Here is a 21,948-nt window from a genome sequence, read left to right as displayed (position 1 = left end):
GTTTATTCTTTAAATTTTTTACAAATTTAGTTTCATTATGAAACAATTATTGTTTAATTTTGAAACATTATGAAATAAACTATCTAAATTTTTAATATAATGCTCAGATTTTAAATAGCGAATTCCATCTGACAGATAAAAAAAACACAAAATAGCAGATGAATTATATTGCAACAAACATTCGCCACCTAAGGGAATTAAAGACTTTTTCGCAAGAGTTTTTTGCTGAAGAATTAGAATGGTCAAGAGCCATGATAGCTTCTTTTGAGTCCGGAAGAACAGAACCTTCAATTGATAAATTAATTGATTTGTCTAAGTATATAAAGATTCCGATAGATACCTTGATTAAAGTCGATTTAAGAAAAACGAAAGATTTATCATTTATAGATATCGGCAATAAAAGAGTGTTATTTCCTATAAGTGTTAATGAACATAATGAAGAACTTATAGAAGTAGTAACCATAGAAGCTTCTGCGGGTTATTTAAATGGGTATTCTGACCCTGAATATATAGAGCATTTACAGAAATTCAACTTGCCTTTTCTGCCTACAGGCACGCACAGAGCATTTCCTATAAAAGGAGATTCTATGTTGCCCGTAAAAGATGGTTCTTTTATCGTAGCTAAGTATGTGGAAGATATTGAAGATGTAAAAGATGGTAGAACTTATATTGTACTTACCAAAGACGATGGGTTGGTTTATAAGCGTGTGTATAATAGAATTAAAGATCGGAAAAGTTTGTTGTTATATTCTGATAATAAAAGATACGCTCCTTATGAAGTGAAAATAGAAGAAGTCTTAGAGGTATGGAAATTTACGTGTTGTATCAACACTCAAGAGTATAGTAAAGAAGAATTGAAACTGAGTAGTATTGTCAATATGTTTCAAGAGTTAAAAGTTGAACTAAGAGCGATTGATAAAACAGTTGCGTTGTAGTGAATAGGATTATGATATGAAAAATAATAATTTTATAAAACTCAACTTTAAAAATAAACGTGAGGGTCTCCCCCTTTGGAGTGATTAAGGGAGGTCTTTTTACTTCTTATTTCCCATATCAATTAAATGGGCCATAGAGCTTACTGCTCTATCGTGTTTTTTTACAAAAGGATTGGTTTCATCCCAAACATAACCTGCTAAAACGGCACAAATTTTTTCTTTAACGTCAGGGTTTTCAGGCCTGTGAAAAAATAATGTTTGTAAGTTTTCTGTATACCATTCTTTCACATACGTAGAAAATACATTTACACCTTTTTTAATGTAATTTGTATATTCATTTTCCCAATCTACACTTTCGCCTCTTAATTGTCGCTCTACTAATTTAGCAGCCAATAAAGAAGACTCTGTCGCAAACGCCACACCAGACGAAAAAACAGGATCTAAAAATTCAGAACTATTTCCTGTTAACACATAACCGTCTCCATACAATTGGGTAACTGATTTTGAATAGTTTTTAATACAGATAGGATCAAATTCAAAATCTACATCTTTAAATCTATCATAATAATGTGTAGATAGTTTAAGCATTTCAGAAAACATTTCTGAAGTAGTTCCTTTATAAGATTCTATAAATTCTGTGGGTCCAACGATGCCTAAACTTGTTTTTCCATTTGAAAAAGGGATAACCCATAGCCAAACCTGTGGCTTTACAATATCAAAAGTAATGAGTGTACCTTCAGTTCCTTCGGGTCTATTTGTGTCAATTACGTGTGTGAAAATAGAGGAATGTTTTGGTAGGGTAGAGGGTTTGTCTAAATCTAACAATCGTGGTAAAACTCTACCATATCCACTAGAATCTATGACATGTTTGGCATTGATTATTTTTTCTTCTCCGCTCTCATTTTTAATAGTAGTTTTTGAGTTGGTACCATCAAACTTAATATCAGTAACCGCCCATTCAAAAGCAATATGTACACCTTTTCTTACAATTTCATCCGCCAAGGCTTTGTCAAAATCTGCTCTAGGTGCTTGCCAAGTCCAGTCCCAACCCTCAGTATATTTTTTACTAAAATCAAAAAGACAAACTTCTTCTCCACGTATAAAACGTGCACCTCGTTTTTTTTCAAAATTCATGGCATCTAAACACTCAAAAAGACCAACTTCTTTAAAGTGTTCCATTGACTTTGGTAATAAACTTTCACCTATTACAAATCTTGGGAATTTAGATTTTTCAACCACTAGAACTGATACTCCTTTTTTATGTAAATAGGCAGCAGAAACACATCCGGAAGGACCTGCTCCAATAATTAAAACATCTACATTTTCTGTATTCATTACTAATTTTGACTAAGTTCTGTGTAAAAATATTAAATTTGTCGCTTCAATATATCAAAAAAGTGAATTATTTACCAATAAACCCTGTAGTGAATGCTTAACATTAAAGGAGAATTAGATTTAAAAGATTTTTACGAAGTAATTTTTAATAAAAGTAAAATTGAACTTGATAAGACCTTACTAACAAGGGTAGAAAAGAGTTTTAATTTCTTAAAAGAGTTCTCCGAAAACAAAGTGATTTATGGTGTAAATACCGGATTTGGGCCCATGGCTCAATATAAAATCAAAGATGAAGATAGAATTCAACTTCAATATAACTTAATTAGAAGTCATGCCTCTGGTGTTGGTAATCCAATCCCTGAAATGTATGTAAAAGCAGCAATGTTAGCCAGATTAAATACTTTAAGTTTAGGGAACTCTGGTGTACACCCGTCGGTTGTTAAATTGATGAAAGAACTTATAAATAGAGATATTACACCTTTAATCTATGAACATGGTGGTGTAGGAGCGAGTGGTGATTTGGTACAATTGGCACACTTAGCTTTGGTATTGATAGGTGAAGGAGAAGTTTTTTATAAAGGTGATCGTGTACCAACTGCTGAGGTTTTTAAAATAGAAGGATTAAAACCAATTACAGTTGAACTACGTGAGGGGTTAGGATTAATAAATGGTACTTCAGTAATGACAGGTATTGGTATTGTAAATGTAATTTATACCAAACGATTATTAAATTGGGTGTTGAAATGTTCATCTGCCATTAATGAAGTGGTAGAGGCGTATAGTGATCATTTATCAGAAGAATTAAACAGCACTAAAAAACATAAAGGACAGCAAGAAGTTGCAAAAAAAATGCGAGAGCATTTAAAAGATAGTACCTTAATAAGAAGTAGAGCGGAATATTTATACAATGCTAATGAAAATAGCACGGTATTTAAAGAGAAGGTGCAAGAGTATTACTCGTTACGTTGCGTTCCTCAAATTTTAGGTCCTGTTTTAGATACTTTAAAAAGCGTGCAAAAAACATTAATTGAAGAGGTGAATTCAGCAAATGACAATCCTATAGTTAATGTTGAAAAACAACAAGTATATCATGGTGGTAATTTCCATGGTGATTACGTTTCTCTAGAAATGGACAAATTAAAAATTGTTACTACAAAAATGACCATGTTGGCAGAACGTCAATTGAATTATTTATTAAATTCTAAATTGAACGATATTCTACCTCCTTTTGTTAATTTAGGACAATTGGGATTAAATTTCGGAATGCAAGGTGTGCAATTCACAGCAACTTCTACAACAGCAGAAAGCCAAACCTTGTCTAACCCGATGTACGTGCATAGTATTCCAAATAATAACGACAATCAAGATATTGTCAGTATGGGGACGAATGCCGCATTAATGACTAAAAAAGTAATTGAAAATGGATTTGAAGTAGTTGCAATTGAAATGATTACAATTATACAAGCTATTGAATATTTAGAATTTCAAGATAAAGTTTCGTCAACAACCAAAACGTTATTCGATGCGGTTAGAAACCTGGTGCCTGCATTTAAAGATGATATAGTGATGTATCCGTATGTGGGTGCAGTCAAAAAATACTTGATGGAAACAAAGAGTAACTAAATTTTTAGTAAATTGAACTCATTAAGTGGAGTTCTTTGCCAGTTGTACCGAATTTCATGCAGGTTATACATAAAAAGCAGAATTATTCAATTTAATTTCTACTTTTGAAATAAACTCAAGTTATTATGAAAAAAATACTATTTATTTTAGTAATCGCTCTAATAGGTCAATCTGTTATTGCTCAAAGAGCTGCGTTAGTCGTTCAAAAAAAGAAAGTTGGATTTATCAAACCAGATGGGTCTTGGTTAGTTGAACCTACTTATAAATATGCAGGTAGTTTTGCAGATGGATTAGCTCCTTTTAAAGAAAATAAAAAATGGGGTTATTTAAATACAAAAGGTGAGGTGGCAATAAAGCCAACCTATGCAAAAGCGAAAAGTTTTGATAGTGGATTAGCCATTGTGTTATTGGATAAAAAATGGATGTATATCAATAAAAAAGGAGAAGAGGTTAAAATGCCAGACTCTAAAGAGCTCTATAGTTTTGAAAACGGAGTTGCTTACATTAAACAAAATGACCTTGTTGGCTTGATTAATCCTAAAGGAGAGGTTATTTTAGAGCCTACCTATGATAAAATATATGCCTTTAAAAATGATCATGCAAAAGTAAAGAAAGGTGAGTTTTATGGTTTAATAGATAATAGGGGGAAACTTGTTTTGCCATTGGAGTATGAAGGCTTAGGAATTTGGTCTGAAGGAAATCTTACAGCAAAAAAAGATGGTGTAAGTGGAATGATAATTGATGGTAAATTTACTAGAGTTGAAGGGGTTTTGAAAATTTGGGACTTCCGTGATGGTGAAGAATTAACCTACGCTAACGATGCGTTAAAATTAGTTGGTTTTATAAATAGAAAAGGAGAGTGGGTAATTAAACCCAAATATAAAAAAGTGAGAGGTTTTCTCAATGGTTTAGCTCCTGTAATGACAGTAGATAAATGGGGCTATATTAATGAAAAAGGTGATATGGTTATTCCAGAGAAATATATAGATGCAGAAATTTTTAGTAAAGATGGATTGGCTCCAGTTAGAATAGATAAACAATGGGGATTTATTGATACATCAGGAAAGCTAATTATTGAAGCTAATTATGATATTTCAAATAGAGAAATGTTTGGTGTAAGCCTGCTTTTTAAAAAAGGAAATGAAAAGGGGTTCCATGAAGGATTTGCAAGAGTTACTCGTAAGAAAAAATGGGGATTTCTTGACACCAAAGGTAATCTACTAAATAATACTTGGTTTGAAAGAGCTGAATCTTTTACAGATATAAATAAATAGTTAATGAAGTGTGCATTAGTAACAGGAGGTTCTAGAGGAATTGGAAAAGCAATTTGTAAAAAATTAGCAGAAGATTCTGATTACCATATCTTAATCAATTACAATTCAAATAAAGAAGCGGCTTTAGATACCTTAAAACAGGTTGAAGAGTTGGGTAATACTGGTGAAATTATTCAGTTTGATGTAGCCAATGCGGATGCTGTAAAAAACGCTCTAGATACATGGATTGATGCAAACGAAGGTTCAATTATTGAGGTGTTAGTAAACAACGCAGGAATTACCAAAGACGGTTTATTCATGTGGATGCCTGCTGAAGATTGGCACAGTGTTATCAATACAAGTTTAAATGGTTTTTATAATGTTACCAATCATTTAATTCAAAAAATGTTAAGTAATCGCTACGGTAGAATTATTAATATGGTTTCTGTTTCGGGTGTAAAAGGTACACCAGGACAAACCAATTATTCTGCAGCAAAAGGAGCAATTGTAGCCGCTACAAAAGCTTTAGCTCAAGAAGTAGCTAAACGAAAAATAACGGTTAACGCGGTAGCTCCTGGGTTTATTAATTCAGATATGACCGCCGAGTTAGATGAAAAAGAATTGAAAAGAATGATTCCTGTAAACAGATTCGGTGAGGCCGAAGAAGTAGCTGATTTGGTTTCGTTTTTAGCATCCAAAAAATCTTCTTATATTACTGGTGAGGTAATTAATATAAATGGTGGAATTTATTCATAATTGCTGAAAGAAAAATGAATAGAGTTGTTATAACAGGAATGGGTATTTACTCGTGTATAGGGAGTAATTTAGACGAAGTAAAAGAATCTTTATATAAAGGGAAATCAGGAATTGTATTTGATGCCGAACGTAAAGCGTTTGGTTACCGTTCTGCACTTACCGGAATGGTTGCAGAACCCGATTTAAAAAAACTACTTTCAAGAAGACAACGGATAAGCATGGGCGAAGAAGCTCAATTTGCATACCTATCAACCGTTGAAGCCTTAAAAAATGCTGGAATTTCACAAGATTTTTTAGATATTAATGAAGTTGGTATTTTATTTGGCAATGATAGTACGGCACGGTCAGTTATTGAATCTATAGATATCGTAAGAGAAAAAAAAGATACTACTTTAGTGGGGTCAGGAGCCATTTTTAAAGCGATGAATTCTACCGTAAACATGAATTTATCTACTATTTTCAAGTTAAAAGGAGTGAATTTTACAATTAGTGCGGCTTGTGCTAGTGGTTCGCATGCTATTGGTGTTGGTTATCATTTAATAAAAAGTGGCTTACAAGACACTATAATTTGTGGCGGAGCTCAAGAAATAAATAAATTAGCTATGGCTAGTTTTGACGGCTTAGGTGTGTTTTCAATAAAGGAAGAAAATCCTGCAGAAGCATCAAAACCTTTTGATGTAGAAAGAGATGGCTTAGTTCCAAGCGGTGGTGCAGCCACAGTGATTTTAGAAAGTTATGATTCAGCAATAAAAAGAGGAGCTCCTATCTTGGGTGAAATTATTGGTTATGGATTTTCCTCAAATGGAGATCATATTTCAACGCCCAATGCTGATGGTCCTACCAGAGCCATGCAAAAAGCAATAGACGAAGCTAAAATAGATAAAAAAACTATTGACTATGTTAATGCTCACGCTACTTCTACACCAGTAGGTGATGCTAATGAGGCGAAAGCAATTTATAATATATTTGGTGATAATTGTCCTTATATAAGTTCTACAAAATCAATGACAGGTCATGAGTGTTGGATGGCAGGTGCAAGTGAAGTTGTTTATTCAATGTTAATGATGCAACATTCATTTGTTGCCCCTAATATTAATTTGAAAACACCAGACGAAGACGCTGCAAAATTAAACATTGCTAGAGAGACTGTAGATAAAAAAATTGATGTATTTTTGTCCAATTCTTTTGGGTTTGGCGGAACAAACTCGGCATTAATTATTAAAAAGATTTAATTATTACGGTTATGAATAAAGAAGACATCATTAGTAAAATTAATGATTTCCTTATAGATGAATTTGAAGTTGAAGAGGATGCAATTAGCCCTGAGGCTAACTTAAAAGAAACATTAGAGCTAGATAGTTTAGATTTTGTTGATCTGGTAGTTGCTGTAGAATCTAATTTCGGTGTAAAACTGATTGGTGAAGATTTTGTAAACGTGATTAAACTTCATGATTTTTATAATTTAATAGAGCGGAAGTTAGCTTAATATAATCTGTTATGGCACAATGGGAAGGTAAATCCAGAGGTACCGTTTTAGGTTATAGAATATTTATTTTTTTTATGAAAAAGCTGGGCTTACGTTCGGCTTATTTTATTTTGTACTTCGTTGCTTTTTATTTCTTGATATTTTCTCCCAAAGGCACAAAAGCTTCCTATAATTATTTTAGAAAAAGGTTAAAATATTCCTCAATAAAAAGTGTCTTCAATGTTTATAAAAGTTATTATAAATTTGGACAAACCATAATTGATAAAGTAGCCATTAGATCGGGATTACGAAATAAATTTACTTACGATTTTGATGGTATTGATAATTTAAAACAACTCATTGCTAATAAAAATGGCGGAATATTAATCAGTGCTCATGTTGGTAATTTTGAAATAGCAGAGTTTTTTTTTAAAGAAATTGATTTCAACTCGCAAATCAATATTGTTACAACCGATCAAGAGCATAGTGATATAAAGGAATATTTAGAGTCGGTGTCACAAAAATCAAGCATTAAATTAATATTGATAAAGGAAGATTTATCCCATATCTTTGAAATCAATTCCGCATTGGCAAATAATGAATTAATTTGCTTTACTGGAGATAGATATTTTGAGGGAACACGTTTTTTAGAAGAGCAATTATTTGGAAAGGAAGCGAAGTTTCCAGCGGGTCCTTTTTTGTTGGCCTCTCGATTAAAAGTTCCTGTGGCGTTTGTTTATGTTATGAAAGAAACGAGCAAGCATTATCATTTATATACGCGATTGGCAACGGCTAAAAAAAGAGATGCTCAGGGTTTGTTACAGAACTATACAGAGAGTATCGAGTGGATTTTAAAACAATACCCGTTGCAGTGGTTTAATTATTTCGATTTTTGGGAAGATAAAAAATAATATGAAAAACGTTTTAGTAATATATTACACACAGTCTGGGCAGTTGCTAGAAATTGCTCAAAATGTAGTACAGGAACTGGAAAAATCAACTAATGTTTCCGTTTCATATCATCAAATAAAACCAGTTGAAGAATTTGGTTTTCCATGGAAAGCAGATAAATTTTATGATGTTTTTCCTGAATCTTTTTTACAAATTCCAAGTAAATTGGAAGAACCAAATCCTGAAATACTTTCACAGAAATACGATTTAGTTATACTTGCATATCAAGTTTGGTATCTCACACCTTCAGTACCCATAAACTCATTTTTAAAATCGGAATCCGCTAAAAAAATATTAAAAGATACGCCCGTTGTAACACTTATAGCGTGTCGTAATATGTGGATAAAGGCTCAAGAAAAAATGAAACATTTGTTAATTGAAAACCAAGCGAAATTGGTTGGTAATATTGCGTTGGTAGATAGAAATATAAATCACGTTAGTGTTATCACTATTGAAAAATGGATGTTGAATGGTAAAAAAGAAAAATACTTAGGTGTTTTTCCAAAACCAGGGGTTTCTCAAAAAGATATAGATGAATCTGTTAAGTTTGGCAAACCCATATTAGAAAGTTTAATCAAAAACGATTTTACAGCTTTACAAGATAACTTATTGAAAATTGGAGCCGTAGTGGTAAAACCATTTTTAATTACAATGGACAAAAGAGCCAATGTTATTTTTGATAAATGGTCTAATTTTATCATTAAAAAAGGCAAGCCTGGAGACCCAAAACGATTAAAATGGGTTCGGGTTTTTGATAAATACTTAAAATTTGCAATTTGGTTCTTTGGACCAGTACTTTTTATTGTATTTTTGCTAACTTATTTACCTTTTATAGGTAAAATTAAAAGAGATAAAAAATATTATGCTTCTGTAAAATTAAAGGGTATATCTAATACTTAATTTAATGGGAGTTTCCTTAAAAAATATTACTTTTAAAGAATGAATGACGTTTACATAACTAGAATTGCAAAATTTTTACCCAACACCCCTGTTTCCAATGATCAAATGGAACAAAAATTGGGTATTCTAAATGGGAAATCTTCCAAAGCTAAAGGTATAGTTTTACGAAATAATAAGATTAAAACGAGGTATTATGCCATTGATGAAAATGGTGAAATTACTCACAATAATGCACAACTAACCAAGGAAGCTGTAGAGCTACTTTGTGATGAAGATTTTACGACGAAAGACATTGAATTATTATCTTGTGGTACCTCTAGTCCTGATCAAATATTACCATCGCACACCGCAATGGTTCATGGCTTTTTAAAGAATAGAAATTTAGAAATAAATTCACCTTCAGGTGCGTGTTGTTCAGGAATGAATGCATTAAAATATGGGTTTTTATCGGTTAAAGCTCATCAAGTAAACAATGCCGTTTGTGCTGGTTCTGAACGTACTTCTTCATGGATGATGGCGAATACTTTTGAAGAAGAAGTTAACCATTTAAAAACCTTAGAAGAACAGCCTATAATTGCTTTTAATAAAGAGTTTTTACGTTGGATGCTTTCTGATGGTGCAGGTGCTGTTTTATTAGAAAGTGAACCAAAAGGAAAACAGCCATTAAAAATTGAATGGATTGAAGGATATTCATATGCTCATGAACTAGATACATGTATGTATGCTGGTGGCGATAAATTGGAAAATGGCCAATTAAAGCCTTGGAGTGAGTTTCCAGCTCATGATTGGAGTGAACAATCATTGTTCGCCATGAAGCAAGATGTAAAATTACTAAGTGAAAATATTTTAGTTAAAGGCGTTGATAGTTTAAAACATGCTTTAGACAAGCATAATGTGAAACCTGAAGATTTAACCTACTACTTACCACATATTTCATCTTTCTATTTTAAGGATAAATTGTATGAAGAAATGGTAAAACAAGATTTTGTAGTACCATTGGATAAATGGTTTATGAATTTAGAAAAAGTAGGAAATGTAGGAGCGGCCTCTATTTATATTATGTTAGAAGAATTAGTAGATTCTGGCAAATTAAATAAAGGGGATACCATTTTATTACATGTTCCTGAAAGTGCAAGATTTGCATATAATTATGCTCTTTTAACTGTTTGTTAATTTGAATAACAATTCATTAAACATACCGGTAACTAATTTAATACCACAAAAAGCACCGTTTGTAATGGTTGATAAACTATTACATTATACGGATAGCGAGGTTACTTCTTGTTTAACCATTTCAGATGCCAATATTTTTACTAAAAATAATACCTTTACTGAACCTGGTTTAATAGAGCATATGGCTCAAACCGTTGCACTGCACACCGGGTATAAATACCATTTACTAGATAAACCTTCTCCTACCGGATATATCGGATCAATTAAAAGCGTAGAAATTCTTATCTTGCCCCAATTAAATGATACGTTAGAAACAACGGCTTCTATTTTACACGAAGTAATGGGGGTAACTTTAGTTGCCATTAACGTTACACTAAATGGTAAATCAATAGCTACTAGCGAAATGAAAACAGTAGTTGCAAAATAATTGGATAACACTTCAAGTCATATTGATATTAAAAACTTTTTACCACATAGAACACCTATGTTAATGGTAGATACGTTGTTATCTATTGATGATGAGTGCGTTAAAACTAATTTTTTGATAACGTCTGATTGTGTTTTTGTGGATGAAAATGTACTTTCGGAATCGGGTTTAATAGAAAATGCAGCTCAAACATGTTCGGCTATAGTAGGTAAAAGTTATTTTGATGAGGAGGATGTTGAAGGAAAGAACACTAAGCTTGTCGGTTTTATAAGCGGTGTTAAGTCATTTAATATCATTAAATTGCCACAGTTACAAGAAACTATTGTCACCACTGCAAATCTAATTTCCAGATTTGATGCTGATGGATATAGCATTTGTGCTTTAAATTGTAAAATTGAAAATGCAGATATGGTTTTATCAGAATGCGTAATGAACTTATTTATTAAAGAGGTTTCAGATGAAAAAAAGTGAAGTGCCACAAGACAAAAGTAATTTAGAGTCCGCTAATTTTCGTGAACTCTGTTATGCCGTTGATGAAAATGGTGAGTATACTACAGAAAACAGTACAGGTTGGGATCCGAAAACGATCGCTTTAGATAATGCCATACAAGATATTAAAGAACGAATTGACGCTGCAAAAAAGAGGGTAGAAGCAAACGCTTCTAGTCCAATTGATTACTACATGGAAGTCAATAAAATGGATTTACCTATTTTGGCAAGTTATGTAGGACTCTGGCAATGGCGTGTTAAAAGACATTTTAAGCCTCAGGCTTTTAAAAAATTAAATACTAAAATATTACAGAAATACGCAGATGTTTTTGATATTACCATCGAGCAATTGCAGGATATTGATAAAAACATATGAAGATAGACTTTACACATCATCAATCTGCACATTGTGAAAATGGAGTGGTTTCAAACTTACTAAAGCATAAAGGATATCAAATCAGTGAACCAATGGTATTTGGTATTGGTTCTGGTCTTTTCTTTGTATACATTCCCTTTTTAAAAGTGAATCACGCACCAGTGGTGAGTTTTAGACCCATGCCAGGTATCATTTTTAAACGCTTTGCTCAACGGGTAGGGATAAAAGTGAAACGCTTTAAATTCAGAAACGAAAGTAGTGCGGAAAAGGCTTTAGAAGCAGAATTAAAACGTGATAATCCAGTGGGTTTACAAGTTGGCGTATATCATTTGTCTTATTTTCCAGACGAGTATCGTTTTCATTTTAATGCTCATAATTTGGTTGTTTATGGTAAAGAAGAGGACACTTATTTAATTAGTGATCCCGTTATGGAAACAACTACTACTTTAACTAAAAAAGAATTAAATAGAGTGCGTTTTGCCAAAGGAGCTATGGCTCCTAAAGGACATATGTATTATCCTATTGAATTTCCAAAAGAATTACAATTGGAAAGTGCTATAATAAAAGGAATTAAAACAGTATGTCGCGATATGCTTGCACCAGTGCCCTATGTTGGAGTGCGAGGTATGCGAACTATAGCTAAACTGATTCGAAAATGGCCAGAAAAGAAAGGTGTAAAAGTAGCCAATCATTATTTAGGGCAATTGGTTAGAATGCAAGAAGAAATTGGTACTGGTGGTGGTGGGTTTCGTTTTATTTACGGTGCTTTTTTACAAGAAGCAGCGGTACTATTAAAAAAACCAAAATTAAAAGAATTGTCCTTGGAAATAACCGAAATAGGCGATTCTTGGCGTGATTTTGCTATTGATGCTTCACGAATTTATAAAAATAGAAGCTCTGAATTAGATGCTTATAATAAAATAGCCGATCAATTAGTAGCCCTTTCCAATAGGGAAGAGGTATTCTTTAAAAAATTAAAGAAAGCGATATAAAATGACTGACGCTGTTATTCAAATCGATACTGTTTCCAAAAAATATAAAGGAGCGGATAATTACTCCATTCATCACTTGGATTTAGACATTGAAAAAGGTGAAATTTATGGTTTATTAGGTCCGAATGGAGCTGGTAAAACCACGTTGATTTCTATGTTGTGTGGTTTGCTAAAACCAACGGCTGGAAAGATCAAGATTAACGGACTCTCATTTAAAGAAAATGCTAAAAATATTAAGCAGGCTATTGGTGTTGTTCCACAAGAATATGCCTTATATCCTACGCTAACTGCTTATGAGAATTTGATGTATTTCGGTGCAATGTATGGATTGTCGGGACCTGATTTAAAAACTAAAGTAGTTGAAAGCTTAGAGCATTTAGGACTTTCAAAATTTAAGAATAAAAAAGTGAGCACTTTTTCTGGAGGTATGAAAAGACGTGTAAATCTAATAGCAGGTATTTTACATAAACCAGAAATATTATTTTTAGACGAGCCCACAGTAGGCGTAGATGTACAATCAAAGAATGTAATTATTGAGCATTTAAAAATGTTAAATGCTAATGGTACTACAATCGTTTATACATCGCATCATTTAAATGAGGCGGAAACTTTTTGTACGCAAGTTTCTATAATTGATAGTGGTACAATTGTTACTTCAGGGACTCCAAAAGAGCTTATCGACAACACAAATGATGCTCAGAATTTAGAAGATGTATTTATTCAATTAACAGGTGAGGCTTTAAGAGATTATGCGTAAACTGATCAGTTCTACATATAAAGAAATGTTACTCTTATCAAGAGATTTGGGTGGTTTGGTTATTCTTTTTGTCATGCCGTTGGTGTTGATAATCACCATTACTTTAATTCAAGATAGTTCGTTTAAAACGATAAATGATGCTAAAATTCCCATTCTTTTTGTAGATCAAGATAATGGAGCCATTTCAGCTACCATTTTAGAAAATCTGAACAAAAGTGATGCCTTTGAAATTGTTACCAAACAAGCGGAAAATAATTTTACAGAAGAAACTGCAAAGACAGCTGTGTTGAAAGGAATATATCAACTTGCTGTAATTATTCCACAAAATTTAAGTGCCGACTTAGATAAAAAAGTAAATCAAAATGTGGCCAAAATTCTTAGCGAATTTGGCGTAGATGATGAGCCTAAAGCTGCCGATGAGGTTATCTTAAATAAAGAAATCAAATTGTATTTCGACCCTGCTGTTCAAAAATCATTTAAAAATGCAGTAATGAGCAACATAGATAAAATGATTTCTAGAATAGAATCAAAATCTATTTATGAAGCTTTTCAAGCGGAATTAAGTGAGGGAGGACCCAATGAAGAAAATCCATTATTGACTGAAAATAATTTCGTTTCATTTAAAGAAATAAATCCTAAAGAGGGGCAAGGGGTAACCTTACCCAATTCTACACAACACAATGTGCCTGCGTGGACGCTTTTTGCCATATTTTTTATTGTCATTCCACTATCTATCAATATTGTAAAAGAAAAAAATCAAGGTACGTTTGTGCGGTTACGTACAAATCCAGTTTCGTACTTAACCGTGCTGGGTGGAAAATCCATTACCTATTTGATAGTCTGTTTAGTGCAGTTTTTATTAATGTTGGCAGTGGGTGTATATGTATTACCAATGTTAGGTTTACATGCTCTAGAAGTTGGTTCTAACTTTTTCACCTTGTTTGTAGTTGCTTTATTTTCAGGATTGGCAGCGATTGGTTTTGGTATTTTATTAGGCACATTATCAACCACACCAGAACAGTCAGCTCCGCTAGGAGCAACAATGGTTGTTATTTTAGCCGCTATTGGCGGTGTTTGGGTACCTGTATTTTTAATGCCTAATTTTATGCAAATCATATCAAATATTTCACCAATGAATTGGGGATTAAATGCTTTTTATGATGTGCTACTTCGTAATGGTGGAATTTTAGAAATTTTACCGGATATTGGATTGTTATTATTGTTTTTTATCATAACCGTAGGAATTTCGGTATGGTATGATAAAAGCAAGCGGGCAGTTTGATTTTAGTAAAATTTCCGAAAGTTTACAATGAAAAAAATATTATACATATTACTTGTTATATTTCAATATCAATCTTTCTTTGGTCAAGAAGATGCTATTCATATTTCTGATGATAAATTATATGGAGAACTCATTAATGGACTTCCAGTAAGAGATTCTTTAGTTGAATTTAAGCTTAATGATACAATCGTTGGCTTTGGAGCTGTTGCTGTGAGTAAATATGGAGTCAGCGATTTAAAAGTTGGTTTTTGGAAAGAATACTACAAAAATGGACATTTAAAAATGGAGGGTGATTATCGCCTAGGATCTTATATTGGATGTTGTACTTCTGGTCCATGTAGGTCTTTTAATTATTACCGATCTGGAATCTGGAAATTTTATAATGAGGAAGGTGAAATGATATACGAATTAAACTTTGTACCTACGGAATTGCATATCGCAACAACTTGTCGAGGAGGAGATAATTATCTTTTTGGAATAATAAAAGTAGTTCCAATAAAATATAGGAATGAAATTACAAGTGACAAAATATTTGAAATTCAAAAAATAAGAGTTGAGGATGAATATTCTATCCATACTTCCACACCATTGAATGGTCAGATTTATTTTGAAACGAAATATAAATATTAAACTATCTTATGAAAGAAAAAATGAAAGAAAATGCGGTAGCGTTTTACAAAATGGCATACGAAGGTAATCCAAGAAAAGCTATAGAATTATATGTAGGGGCAACATACATTCAACATAATCCTGATGTGGCAAATGGCACGGAGGGTTTTATAGAATATTTTGAACGTATGCAAAAAGAATATCCTGAGAAATCAATTGAATTTGTTCGCGTAATCTCTGAAAATGATTTGGTTGCATTACATACACATCAAATATGGCCTGATAATGATGCGTACGTTACCATGGATTTTTTTAGATTTGATGCCAACGCAAAAATTGTTGAACACTGGGATGCTATTCAGCAAATACCTAAAACTTCAGCAAACGAAAATAAAATGTATTAAATTTGCTGCAATCCATTAGTCAATGAAAAAAATAACTTACACGTCAGAAATACGCATTCGGTTTAATGAAACAGATCCCCTTGGTATTGTATGGCATGGTAATTATATTACCTATTTTGAAGACGGTAGAGAGGCATTCGGAAGGTCACATGGTATTTCATATTTAGATGTAAAAGCAAATGGTTTTGCAACCCCGATAGTAAAATCTTCTTGTGAGCATAAATTACCGTTAAAATATGGTGATATTGCTACCATAGAAACCACTTTTGTAGATTCACCAGCGGCAAAAATGATCTTCACCTATAAAATATTTAATCCCGAAGGTAAGATTGTCTGTATGGGTGAAACCATTCAGGTTTTTACAGATGATAATGGTGACTTGGCTTTAACTGCTCCTAAATTCTTTGAAGATTGGAAACGTAAAGTTGGGTTAATTTAGAGTTGTATTTGGGTTATATATATTATCTGATCCCATAGTGTATTTTTACTTTTTTAACCAAAATTCGTCTCCCGACGCTTTTTATCTGACAAAGTGGGGTATCTGAATGTTAGGTTGAATCTTACGACTTCGCTTAAGACAGGCTAAAGTTGAAATCTACTTATTGAACAACTTATTTCACAATAACCTAAACCATTCTACCATCCAATAAATTAATAATTCGAGAACCGTATGCTGCATTTTTTTCAGAATGTGTTACTTGAATAATGGTTACCCCTTCTTTATTTAATTGCTTAAAAATTTCCATAATTTCTTCTCCTTGTTTGGAGTTCAAATTTCCTGTAGGTTCATCAGCTAATATCAATTTCGGACTCCCTATTAATGCACGGGCAACACCAACCAATTGTTGTTGACCACCACTTAACTGCATAGGAAATAATTTTTGTTTACCCACAATATTAAATCGGTCTAGCATATCAGCAACAAGAGCTTTGCGTTCAGAACTACTTATTTTTTTATACAATAAGGGCATTTCTAAGTTTTCATAAACAGTCAATTCATCAATTAAATGATAGGCTTGAAAAACAAAACCAATGTACTGTTTGTATAAGTTCGCTCGGTGTTTTTCCTTTAATGTATGTACTGATTCATCCATAAAGTTGTATTCACCTTCATCAAAATTGTCTAACATTCCAATAATATTAAGCAATGTAGATTTACCCGAACCCGATGGTCCCATTATAGAAATGAATTCTCCTTCTTCAACTTCTAAGTTGAAATCTTTTAGCAAGAAGACGCGTTGTCCTCCTGAATTTACCCATTTAAAAATTTTGTTTAGTTGTAGTAGCATTGTTTTATCTTTTTTATGTCATCTCGAAATATGAGAAATCTGTTTTATTTTCGTGAATTTTATTCATCCTTCAAAGCTTCGACAGGATTGGCCACTGCTGCTCTAAAACTTTGCCAACTAACGGTTAGTAAAGCAATCAAAAGTGCGGAAATTCCTGCTAAGGCAAATATCCACCAACTGATGGTTGTTTTAAAAGCAAAACCTTCCAACCATTTGTTCATGGCATAATACGAAATTGGTACGGCGATTATAAATGCAATTCCAACCCATTTTACGAAATCTTGATTTAACAATTTTAGTATTTGACCAATAGTTGCACCATTTACTTTACGGATCCCTATTTCTTTTTTACGCTGTATACACGTATAAGAGGTCAATCCAAAAAGCCCCATGGAAGCAATTAAGATAGCAAGAATAGTGAAAATTTGAAAGGCAGAGCTGAACTTTTTATCTTCATTGTATTGTGCTTCAAACTTCTTGTCTAAAAAAGTATAATTAAAAGTGCTTTGCGGAAAAACTTGTTTCCATTTATTTTCAATATCAGTAATAGCCGCCGTATAACCTGAATTAGAAGACAGCTTGTTATTAAATTTTACTAATAAATTATTACTGCTTGTATCATGTATTATAATCATTGGTAACACTGAGCTTTTCAATCCAAAATGATGATAGTTTTCTACTACACCAGAAATTGTCCAATTGATACCGAAGAATGTGGCAACCTTCCCAATGGCCTCACTTGGCGTTGCAATTTCCATTTCTCGCATTGCGGATTCATTAATAATGATTGATCTACTTTGACCCGCTGCATTATTAGTGAAAGTACTTCCGCCAAGAAACTTGATATCTAATAAATCAAAATATTCAGGTTGTGTGGCATAGCCGTAAAAGGTTTTCCTGCTGTCTTCGGTTCCATTAGGGTAGGTAAGACCAACGAAAGAATTTAATTCGTCAAAACCTCCACCGGGATACGTTTGTGTTCTGGCAACGGCAGTTACAAATGGAAATGCTTTTAGTTCATTTTCAAGTGTTTTGTATTTGTCTTTGACCAACGAGTCGGATAATTGAGAAAGAAATTCGCCTTGAAAACTAATGGTTTCATTCAAATTGGCTCCAATGGGTTGTTTTTGTAAAAAATCAATTTGTTTCGTTACGACTATGGTGCCAATCAACAATATAATGGTGGCCATAAATTGGAGAATAATCAACCCTTTACGAATATTTAAACCGCTAGCCGATGTTCTTACTTTGCCTTTTAAAGCCTTAGAAGGGGAGTAGCCACTTAGTAAAATTGCAGGATATAATCCAGCAAGTACTATACCTAATACAAGAATCCCGATAATAGGTAAAAACTGAGTAATCATTGAAGATTGTAATATTAATTGGCTACCCGTTACACTATTGTAAACAGAAAGCATAAAAATCGTTAATACGACAGCTAGTACAATGGCAATACAATTTAGAATGATCGATTCAGATAAAGATTGAAAAATGAGTTGTATTCTTTGTGCACCCGCAACTTTACGAATACCTACTTCTTTTGCTCTTTCTAACGATTTTGTAGTAGAAAGGTTCACATAATTAAGCCATGATAAAACGAGAATTATAAACGCAATTGCAGTCAGAAATTTAATTCTGCTGAGACTGCCATTCGCTTCAGCTTCATAAGGTTTATCTGAATACAAGTGAATGCTTTCCAGAGGTTCTATATTGTACCTTTCATCGGGGTCATCTTCAAAGTCAGAGGCAATTACCTTATTTTTAAGTAAGCTGTAGTTCGCTTTCTTATCCACATTTAAATAGGTGAAAAAATTGCAATGTCCCCAGTTTGGTGCTACCTGATCATCTGATGCCCACCAATTTGCAAAAGTCTCCATAGAGATAAAAAAATTGGTTTTCATATGGGTGTTATCGGGTATGTTTTTTAGAATACCTTTAACTGTTAATAGTACTTCTTCTCCATTGTAAAAGGCAGAAATGGTTTTATCTATAGGATCTTCATTTCCAAATATTTTTTTTGAGAAATCTTTGGTTAACACGATAGTATTGGGAGTTGCTAAAGCAGTTTCTTTTGCCCCTTTTAATAAAGGATAGTTGAAAATTTTAAAATAGGTAGCATCTGCCAATGCCCCTTTGTTGGATTCAAATACTTTTTCGCCTCTTTTAAAAGTAATCTTTTCAAAACGATACAATCGAACTTGCTCTTTAACTTCAGGGAATTCCCGTTTTAAAGTTGGGCCAATAAGATTTGCAGTTTGTGCATCTGAAGGCTCGAAAGTATCTCCTTCTTTGGCATCCATAAAGACGCGATATACATTCTCTGACCCCTCAAACTTGTCATAACTCATTTCGTAATTTACGTAAAGCATGATGAGTATAAAGGAGGCAATACCAATGGCTAAGCCAGCAATGTTGATAAACGAATACAGCTTGTTTTTAAGTAAGTATCGTAATGCAATTTTAAAGTATAGTTTGTACATAATATTTTTTTATTCTGTTTTTAAACTTTCTACAGGATTACTATTAGCAGCTGATAAAGTTTTAATACTCATGATGAGGATCGCAACTAAAATCATAATGACCCCACTTATTAAAAACACCCACCAACTCATACTCGTTTTGTAAGTAAAGCCTTCTAGCCAGTTGTGTAAACCATACCAAGCAACAGGTGCAGCAATTGCAAATGCTATAATTACAAGGAGTATAAATTCTTTACATAATAAAAAGTTCAATTGGGTTAGTGATGCTCCCAATACTTTTCTTATACCAATTTCTTTGGTTCTTCGTTGTGTAGTGTGAATAACTAAACCTAATAATCCTAAGCAGCTTATTAAAATAGATAATCCGGTTGCCCAGTTTAATAAAACGGATGTTTTCTGTTCTTGTTTGTAAAAACGTTTTATGGTTTCATCCATAAAAGTCAATTTGAACTCCGAATCGGGATATATAGATTTCCAAACATTTTCCATGTCAGAAATACTTTGTGACCATTTATCAGAATTTTTAGTCAGAAAGGAAAAATGAATGGTGTTAAAACGTGACACATTTGCTCCCAAAAATGCCATTGGTTCTATTCCCGTTTTTAATGATCGTTGATTAAAATCTTTCATTACGCCAACAATGAGATGTGATTCATCTCCAGTTTTAACAGATTTATTTAAAGCGTCAAGTGGATTTTCAAACCCCAATTTTTTCATATATGCTTCATTAATAACATACTCACTTATACTGTCATTCAATTGGTTTCTACCAGCCAAAATTTCAATGTCATATAATTTTAAATAGTTTTGATCGCCATATAATAACTGTAAAGGTGTATTAATTTGCGTTTCCCCATTAGTAAATGTGGCATTGGTTGAGCTTGTGCTGAAGGAAGCCGGTGTATTACCGCTTAAACTTACAGCTTGTATCATTGGTAGTGCCTTAATTTTATTCGATAATAACTTGCGTTTTTCTATCTCAGGACTTTCCCATGGAGTTCTAATAGAAGCCACTGCTTCTGTTTTAAAACCCATGTCTTTTGAAGTCAAAAAGTGAATTTGTTTGCTTACGAGGAGGGTCGCAATAATGAAAATTTGTGCAATAACAAACTGAAATACAGTTAAGTATTTTCGTAATGAAGCGTTGTCACTTTTATGTGAAATTTGACTTTTTAAAACGGCTATAGGTTTGAATTGTGATAGGACCAGAGCAGGGTAGAAGCCTGACAAAAAAGTGATTACGATTAATAACAGAAGCATCAATACTATAATTAATGGATCTGAAAATAATTCAAAACTGATCCCTTTAGGTATATAGTCAGAAAATACTTGTAACAGCCAAAATGAAAGGAATAATGAAACCAGAGCCGCAAAGATTGTAAGTAAAAAAGTCTCACTTAAAAATTGAATAATTAATTGTTTTTTAGAGCTCCCTAATGTTTTTCGAATTCCAATTTCTTTTGCCCGTTGTGTTGCTTGGGCAGTATTTAAATTGATGAAATTAATACAAGCTAGTAAAAGTAAAAATAAAGCGATGTAAGCTAAATTCATCAAAACAGACTTACTTGCTTGTCCTTCACTAAAATCAAAAGTGTAATAATTTGTATTAAAATGTAAGTCGCTCAATGGTTGTAAATGGAATTTTCTATCTTGTCCAAAGGCGGCTTCATCTGGATCTTTGTGATCCACGGCAAGTTGGTCTAATACCAATTGGACATTACTAAGTTTTGTGTTTTTTGATAGTTTAACAAACAATTGCGATGCGGAGTTTGTGTTGTTCCAATTGCTATCTTTTATTGAACTGGTCATGTCCGATTGATTCGCTGTTTTGAGAGAAATAAATTCTTCAAAAACCATATCTGTACGTTCTTCAAAATTAGCAACTATACCCGTTAATTTAACGGGAATGGTATCGTTATAAATAAGGTCTTTACCAATAATATCATTCAGTTCAGTATTTGGAAAATATTTCCTTGCCCTGTTTTCCGTCAACACCAATTCATTAGGGTTTTCTAATACAGATAATTGAGAACCAGCAAGCCACTTGTAGTTAAACAACTTAAAATAATCACCATCAGTATAAATTACAAATTTTGGATTTTTAAATAGTTTGTCGTCATCAACGTTTTTAATGTGAAGCGGATAAGTTGTGAAAATTGGAGCAACAACATCTAAACCGGGTGTGTTTTCCTTTAAAGTGGTTCCTAAGGGAACCGCTACGCCTGGATTATAAAAGGTTCCATCTGGAGAATAAAAATCGCTTGTAATACGGTATATACGATCGCCATCGGAATGAAATTTATCAAAAGTAAAATCGTAATAAATGATAGCTCCAATTACAAAAGATGCACTTAGGCCAATGGCCAATCCAACAATGTTAATTGCTGCGAAGAGCTTGTGTTTTTGCAAACTTCGCCATGCTATTTTTAAATAATTTTTAAACATTTTATTT

22 protein-coding genes are annotated in these 21,948 nt (G+C 32.9%); 18 read left to right on the top strand and 4 right to left on the bottom strand.

Annotation, left to right across the window (positions count from 1 at the left end):
* The first annotated feature begins 158 nt into the window (after nt 1-158).
* Nucleotides 159-935, top strand: coding sequence for an XRE family transcriptional regulator (locus JBL43_RS02680; protein ID WP_138950473.1), 777 nt, complete (start codon nt 159-161; stop codon nt 933-935).
* A 99-nt stretch (nt 936-1,034) separates the two neighbouring features.
* Here the strand turns inward: JBL43_RS02680 and JBL43_RS02675 are convergent, their stop codons facing one another.
* Nucleotides 1,035-2,270, bottom strand: coding sequence for an NAD(P)/FAD-dependent oxidoreductase (locus JBL43_RS02675; protein ID WP_198839925.1), 1,236 nt, complete (start codon nt 2,268-2,270; stop codon nt 1,035-1,037).
* Between the two features lie 93 nt (nt 2,271-2,363).
* Here JBL43_RS02675 and flxA point away from each other — a divergent pair, with 93 nt between their 5' ends.
* From flxA to JBL43_RS02590, 17 genes are all read left to right on the top strand, one after another.
* Entirely contained in the window at nt 2,364-3,893 is a 1,530-nt protein-coding gene (flxA, locus tag JBL43_RS02670) for a flexirubin biosynthesis tyrosine ammonia-lyase FlxA (protein WP_198839924.1), read from the top strand.
* Nucleotides 3,894-4,018: 125 nt separating this feature from the next.
* Nucleotides 4,019-5,167 carry a WG repeat-containing protein gene (locus JBL43_RS02665; protein WP_198839923.1) on the top strand — a complete coding sequence of 383 codons (1,149 nt, stop codon included), beginning with the start codon at nt 4,019-4,021 and terminating at the stop codon, nt 5,165-5,167.
* 3 nt (nt 5,168-5,170) lie between these two features.
* On the top strand, nt 5,171-5,902 hold the full coding sequence (gene flxB / locus JBL43_RS02660; protein ID WP_138950469.1) for a flexirubin biosynthesis SDR family reductase FlxB: 732 nt from the start codon (nt 5,171-5,173) through the stop codon (nt 5,900-5,902).
* 14 nt (nt 5,903-5,916) lie between these two features.
* Nucleotides 5,917-7,134 carry a beta-ketoacyl-[acyl-carrier-protein] synthase family protein gene (locus tag JBL43_RS02655; RefSeq protein WP_198839922.1) on the top strand — a complete coding sequence of 406 codons (1,218 nt, stop codon included), beginning with the start codon at nt 5,917-5,919 and terminating at the stop codon, nt 7,132-7,134.
* Between the two features lie 11 nt (nt 7,135-7,145).
* Nucleotides 7,146-7,388 carry a phosphopantetheine-binding protein gene (locus JBL43_RS02650; protein ID WP_117883535.1) on the top strand — a complete coding sequence of 81 codons (243 nt, stop codon included), beginning with the start codon at nt 7,146-7,148 and terminating at the stop codon, nt 7,386-7,388.
* A gap of 11 nt (nt 7,389-7,399) precedes the next feature.
* Nucleotides 7,400-8,278 (top strand): lysophospholipid acyltransferase family protein, encoded by an 879-nt coding sequence (locus JBL43_RS02645; RefSeq protein WP_198839921.1) that lies wholly within the window; start codon nt 7,400-7,402, stop codon nt 8,276-8,278.
* Nucleotide 8,279: 1 nt separating this feature from the next.
* Nucleotides 8,280-9,218: a dialkylrecorsinol condensing enzyme DarA gene (locus tag JBL43_RS02640; RefSeq protein ID WP_198839920.1), complete on the top strand. Its 939-nt coding sequence runs from the start codon at nt 8,280-8,282 to the stop codon at nt 9,216-9,218.
* A 39-nt stretch (nt 9,219-9,257) separates the two neighbouring features.
* Complete coding sequence (gene darB, locus JBL43_RS02635) at nt 9,258-10,391, top strand: dialkylresorcinol biosynthesis protein DarB (protein WP_198839919.1); 1,134 nt, start codon at nt 9,258-9,260, stop codon at nt 10,389-10,391.
* A 1-nt stretch (nt 10,392) separates the two neighbouring features.
* On the top strand, nt 10,393-10,818 hold the full coding sequence (locus JBL43_RS02630) for a hotdog family protein (RefSeq protein ID WP_198839918.1): 426 nt from the start codon (nt 10,393-10,395) through the stop codon (nt 10,816-10,818).
* The gene (locus JBL43_RS02625; RefSeq protein WP_233098670.1) at nt 10,819-11,289 is read left to right on the top strand and encodes a hotdog family protein; all 471 of its coding nucleotides are present in this window, start codon (nt 10,819-10,821) and stop codon (nt 11,287-11,289) included.
* Complete coding sequence (gene DarG, locus JBL43_RS02620; RefSeq protein ID WP_198839917.1) at nt 11,276-11,683, top strand: flexirubin biosynthesis protein DarG; 408 nt, start codon at nt 11,276-11,278, stop codon at nt 11,681-11,683. Before JBL43_RS02625 ends, DarG begins: the two co-directional genes overlap by 14 nt.
* A complete protein-coding gene (gene darH, locus JBL43_RS02615) occupies nt 11,680-12,675 on the top strand; it encodes a BtrH-related acyltransferase DarH (RefSeq protein ID WP_198839916.1) in 996 nt (331 codons plus the stop codon). Before DarG ends, darH begins: the two co-directional genes overlap by 4 nt.
* A gap of 1 nt (nt 12,676) precedes the next feature.
* The gene (locus tag JBL43_RS02610) at nt 12,677-13,432 is read left to right on the top strand and encodes an ABC transporter ATP-binding protein (RefSeq protein WP_198839915.1); all 756 of its coding nucleotides are present in this window, start codon (nt 12,677-12,679) and stop codon (nt 13,430-13,432) included.
* Nucleotides 13,425-14,714, top strand: a complete 1,290-nt coding sequence (locus JBL43_RS02605) for an ABC transporter permease (protein ID WP_198839914.1) — start codon at nt 13,425-13,427, stop codon at nt 14,712-14,714. Before JBL43_RS02610 ends, JBL43_RS02605 begins: the two co-directional genes overlap by 8 nt.
* Before the next feature lie 27 nt (nt 14,715-14,741).
* Nucleotides 14,742-15,344 (top strand): hypothetical protein, encoded by a 603-nt coding sequence (locus tag JBL43_RS02600; RefSeq protein WP_198839913.1) that lies wholly within the window; start codon nt 14,742-14,744, stop codon nt 15,342-15,344.
* An 8-nt stretch (nt 15,345-15,352) separates the two neighbouring features.
* Nucleotides 15,353-15,727, top strand: a complete 375-nt coding sequence (locus JBL43_RS02595; RefSeq protein WP_198839912.1) for a nuclear transport factor 2 family protein — start codon at nt 15,353-15,355, stop codon at nt 15,725-15,727.
* A 22-nt stretch (nt 15,728-15,749) separates the two neighbouring features.
* Nucleotides 15,750-16,166, top strand: a complete 417-nt coding sequence (locus JBL43_RS02590; protein WP_198839911.1) for an acyl-CoA thioesterase — start codon at nt 15,750-15,752, stop codon at nt 16,164-16,166.
* A gap of 187 nt (nt 16,167-16,353) precedes the next feature.
* Here JBL43_RS02590 and JBL43_RS02585 read toward each other — a convergent pair whose 3' ends face one another.
* From JBL43_RS02585 to JBL43_RS02575, 3 genes are read right to left on the bottom strand one after another with little or no spacing between them, the layout of a single operon-like run.
* Entirely contained in the window at nt 16,354-17,016 is a 663-nt protein-coding gene (locus JBL43_RS02585; RefSeq protein ID WP_198839910.1) for an ABC transporter ATP-binding protein, read from the bottom strand.
* A gap of 59 nt (nt 17,017-17,075) precedes the next feature.
* Complete coding sequence (locus JBL43_RS02580; RefSeq protein WP_198839909.1) at nt 17,076-19,496, bottom strand: ABC transporter permease; 2,421 nt, start codon at nt 19,494-19,496, stop codon at nt 17,076-17,078.
* Between the two features lie 9 nt (nt 19,497-19,505).
* Nucleotides 19,506-21,941 (bottom strand): ABC transporter permease, encoded by a 2,436-nt coding sequence (locus JBL43_RS02575; protein ID WP_198839908.1) that lies wholly within the window; start codon nt 21,939-21,941, stop codon nt 19,506-19,508.
* Between the last annotated feature and the right edge of the window lie 7 nt (nt 21,942-21,948).

The sequence above is a fragment of the Aureibaculum flavum genome (genome assembly GCF_016406085.1).
Lineage (GTDB): Bacteria > Bacteroidota > Bacteroidia > Flavobacteriales > Flavobacteriaceae > Aureibaculum > Aureibaculum flavum.
Note: the sequence above shows the minus strand (reverse complement) of the source record. Positions and strands in the feature narration are given on the sequence as shown.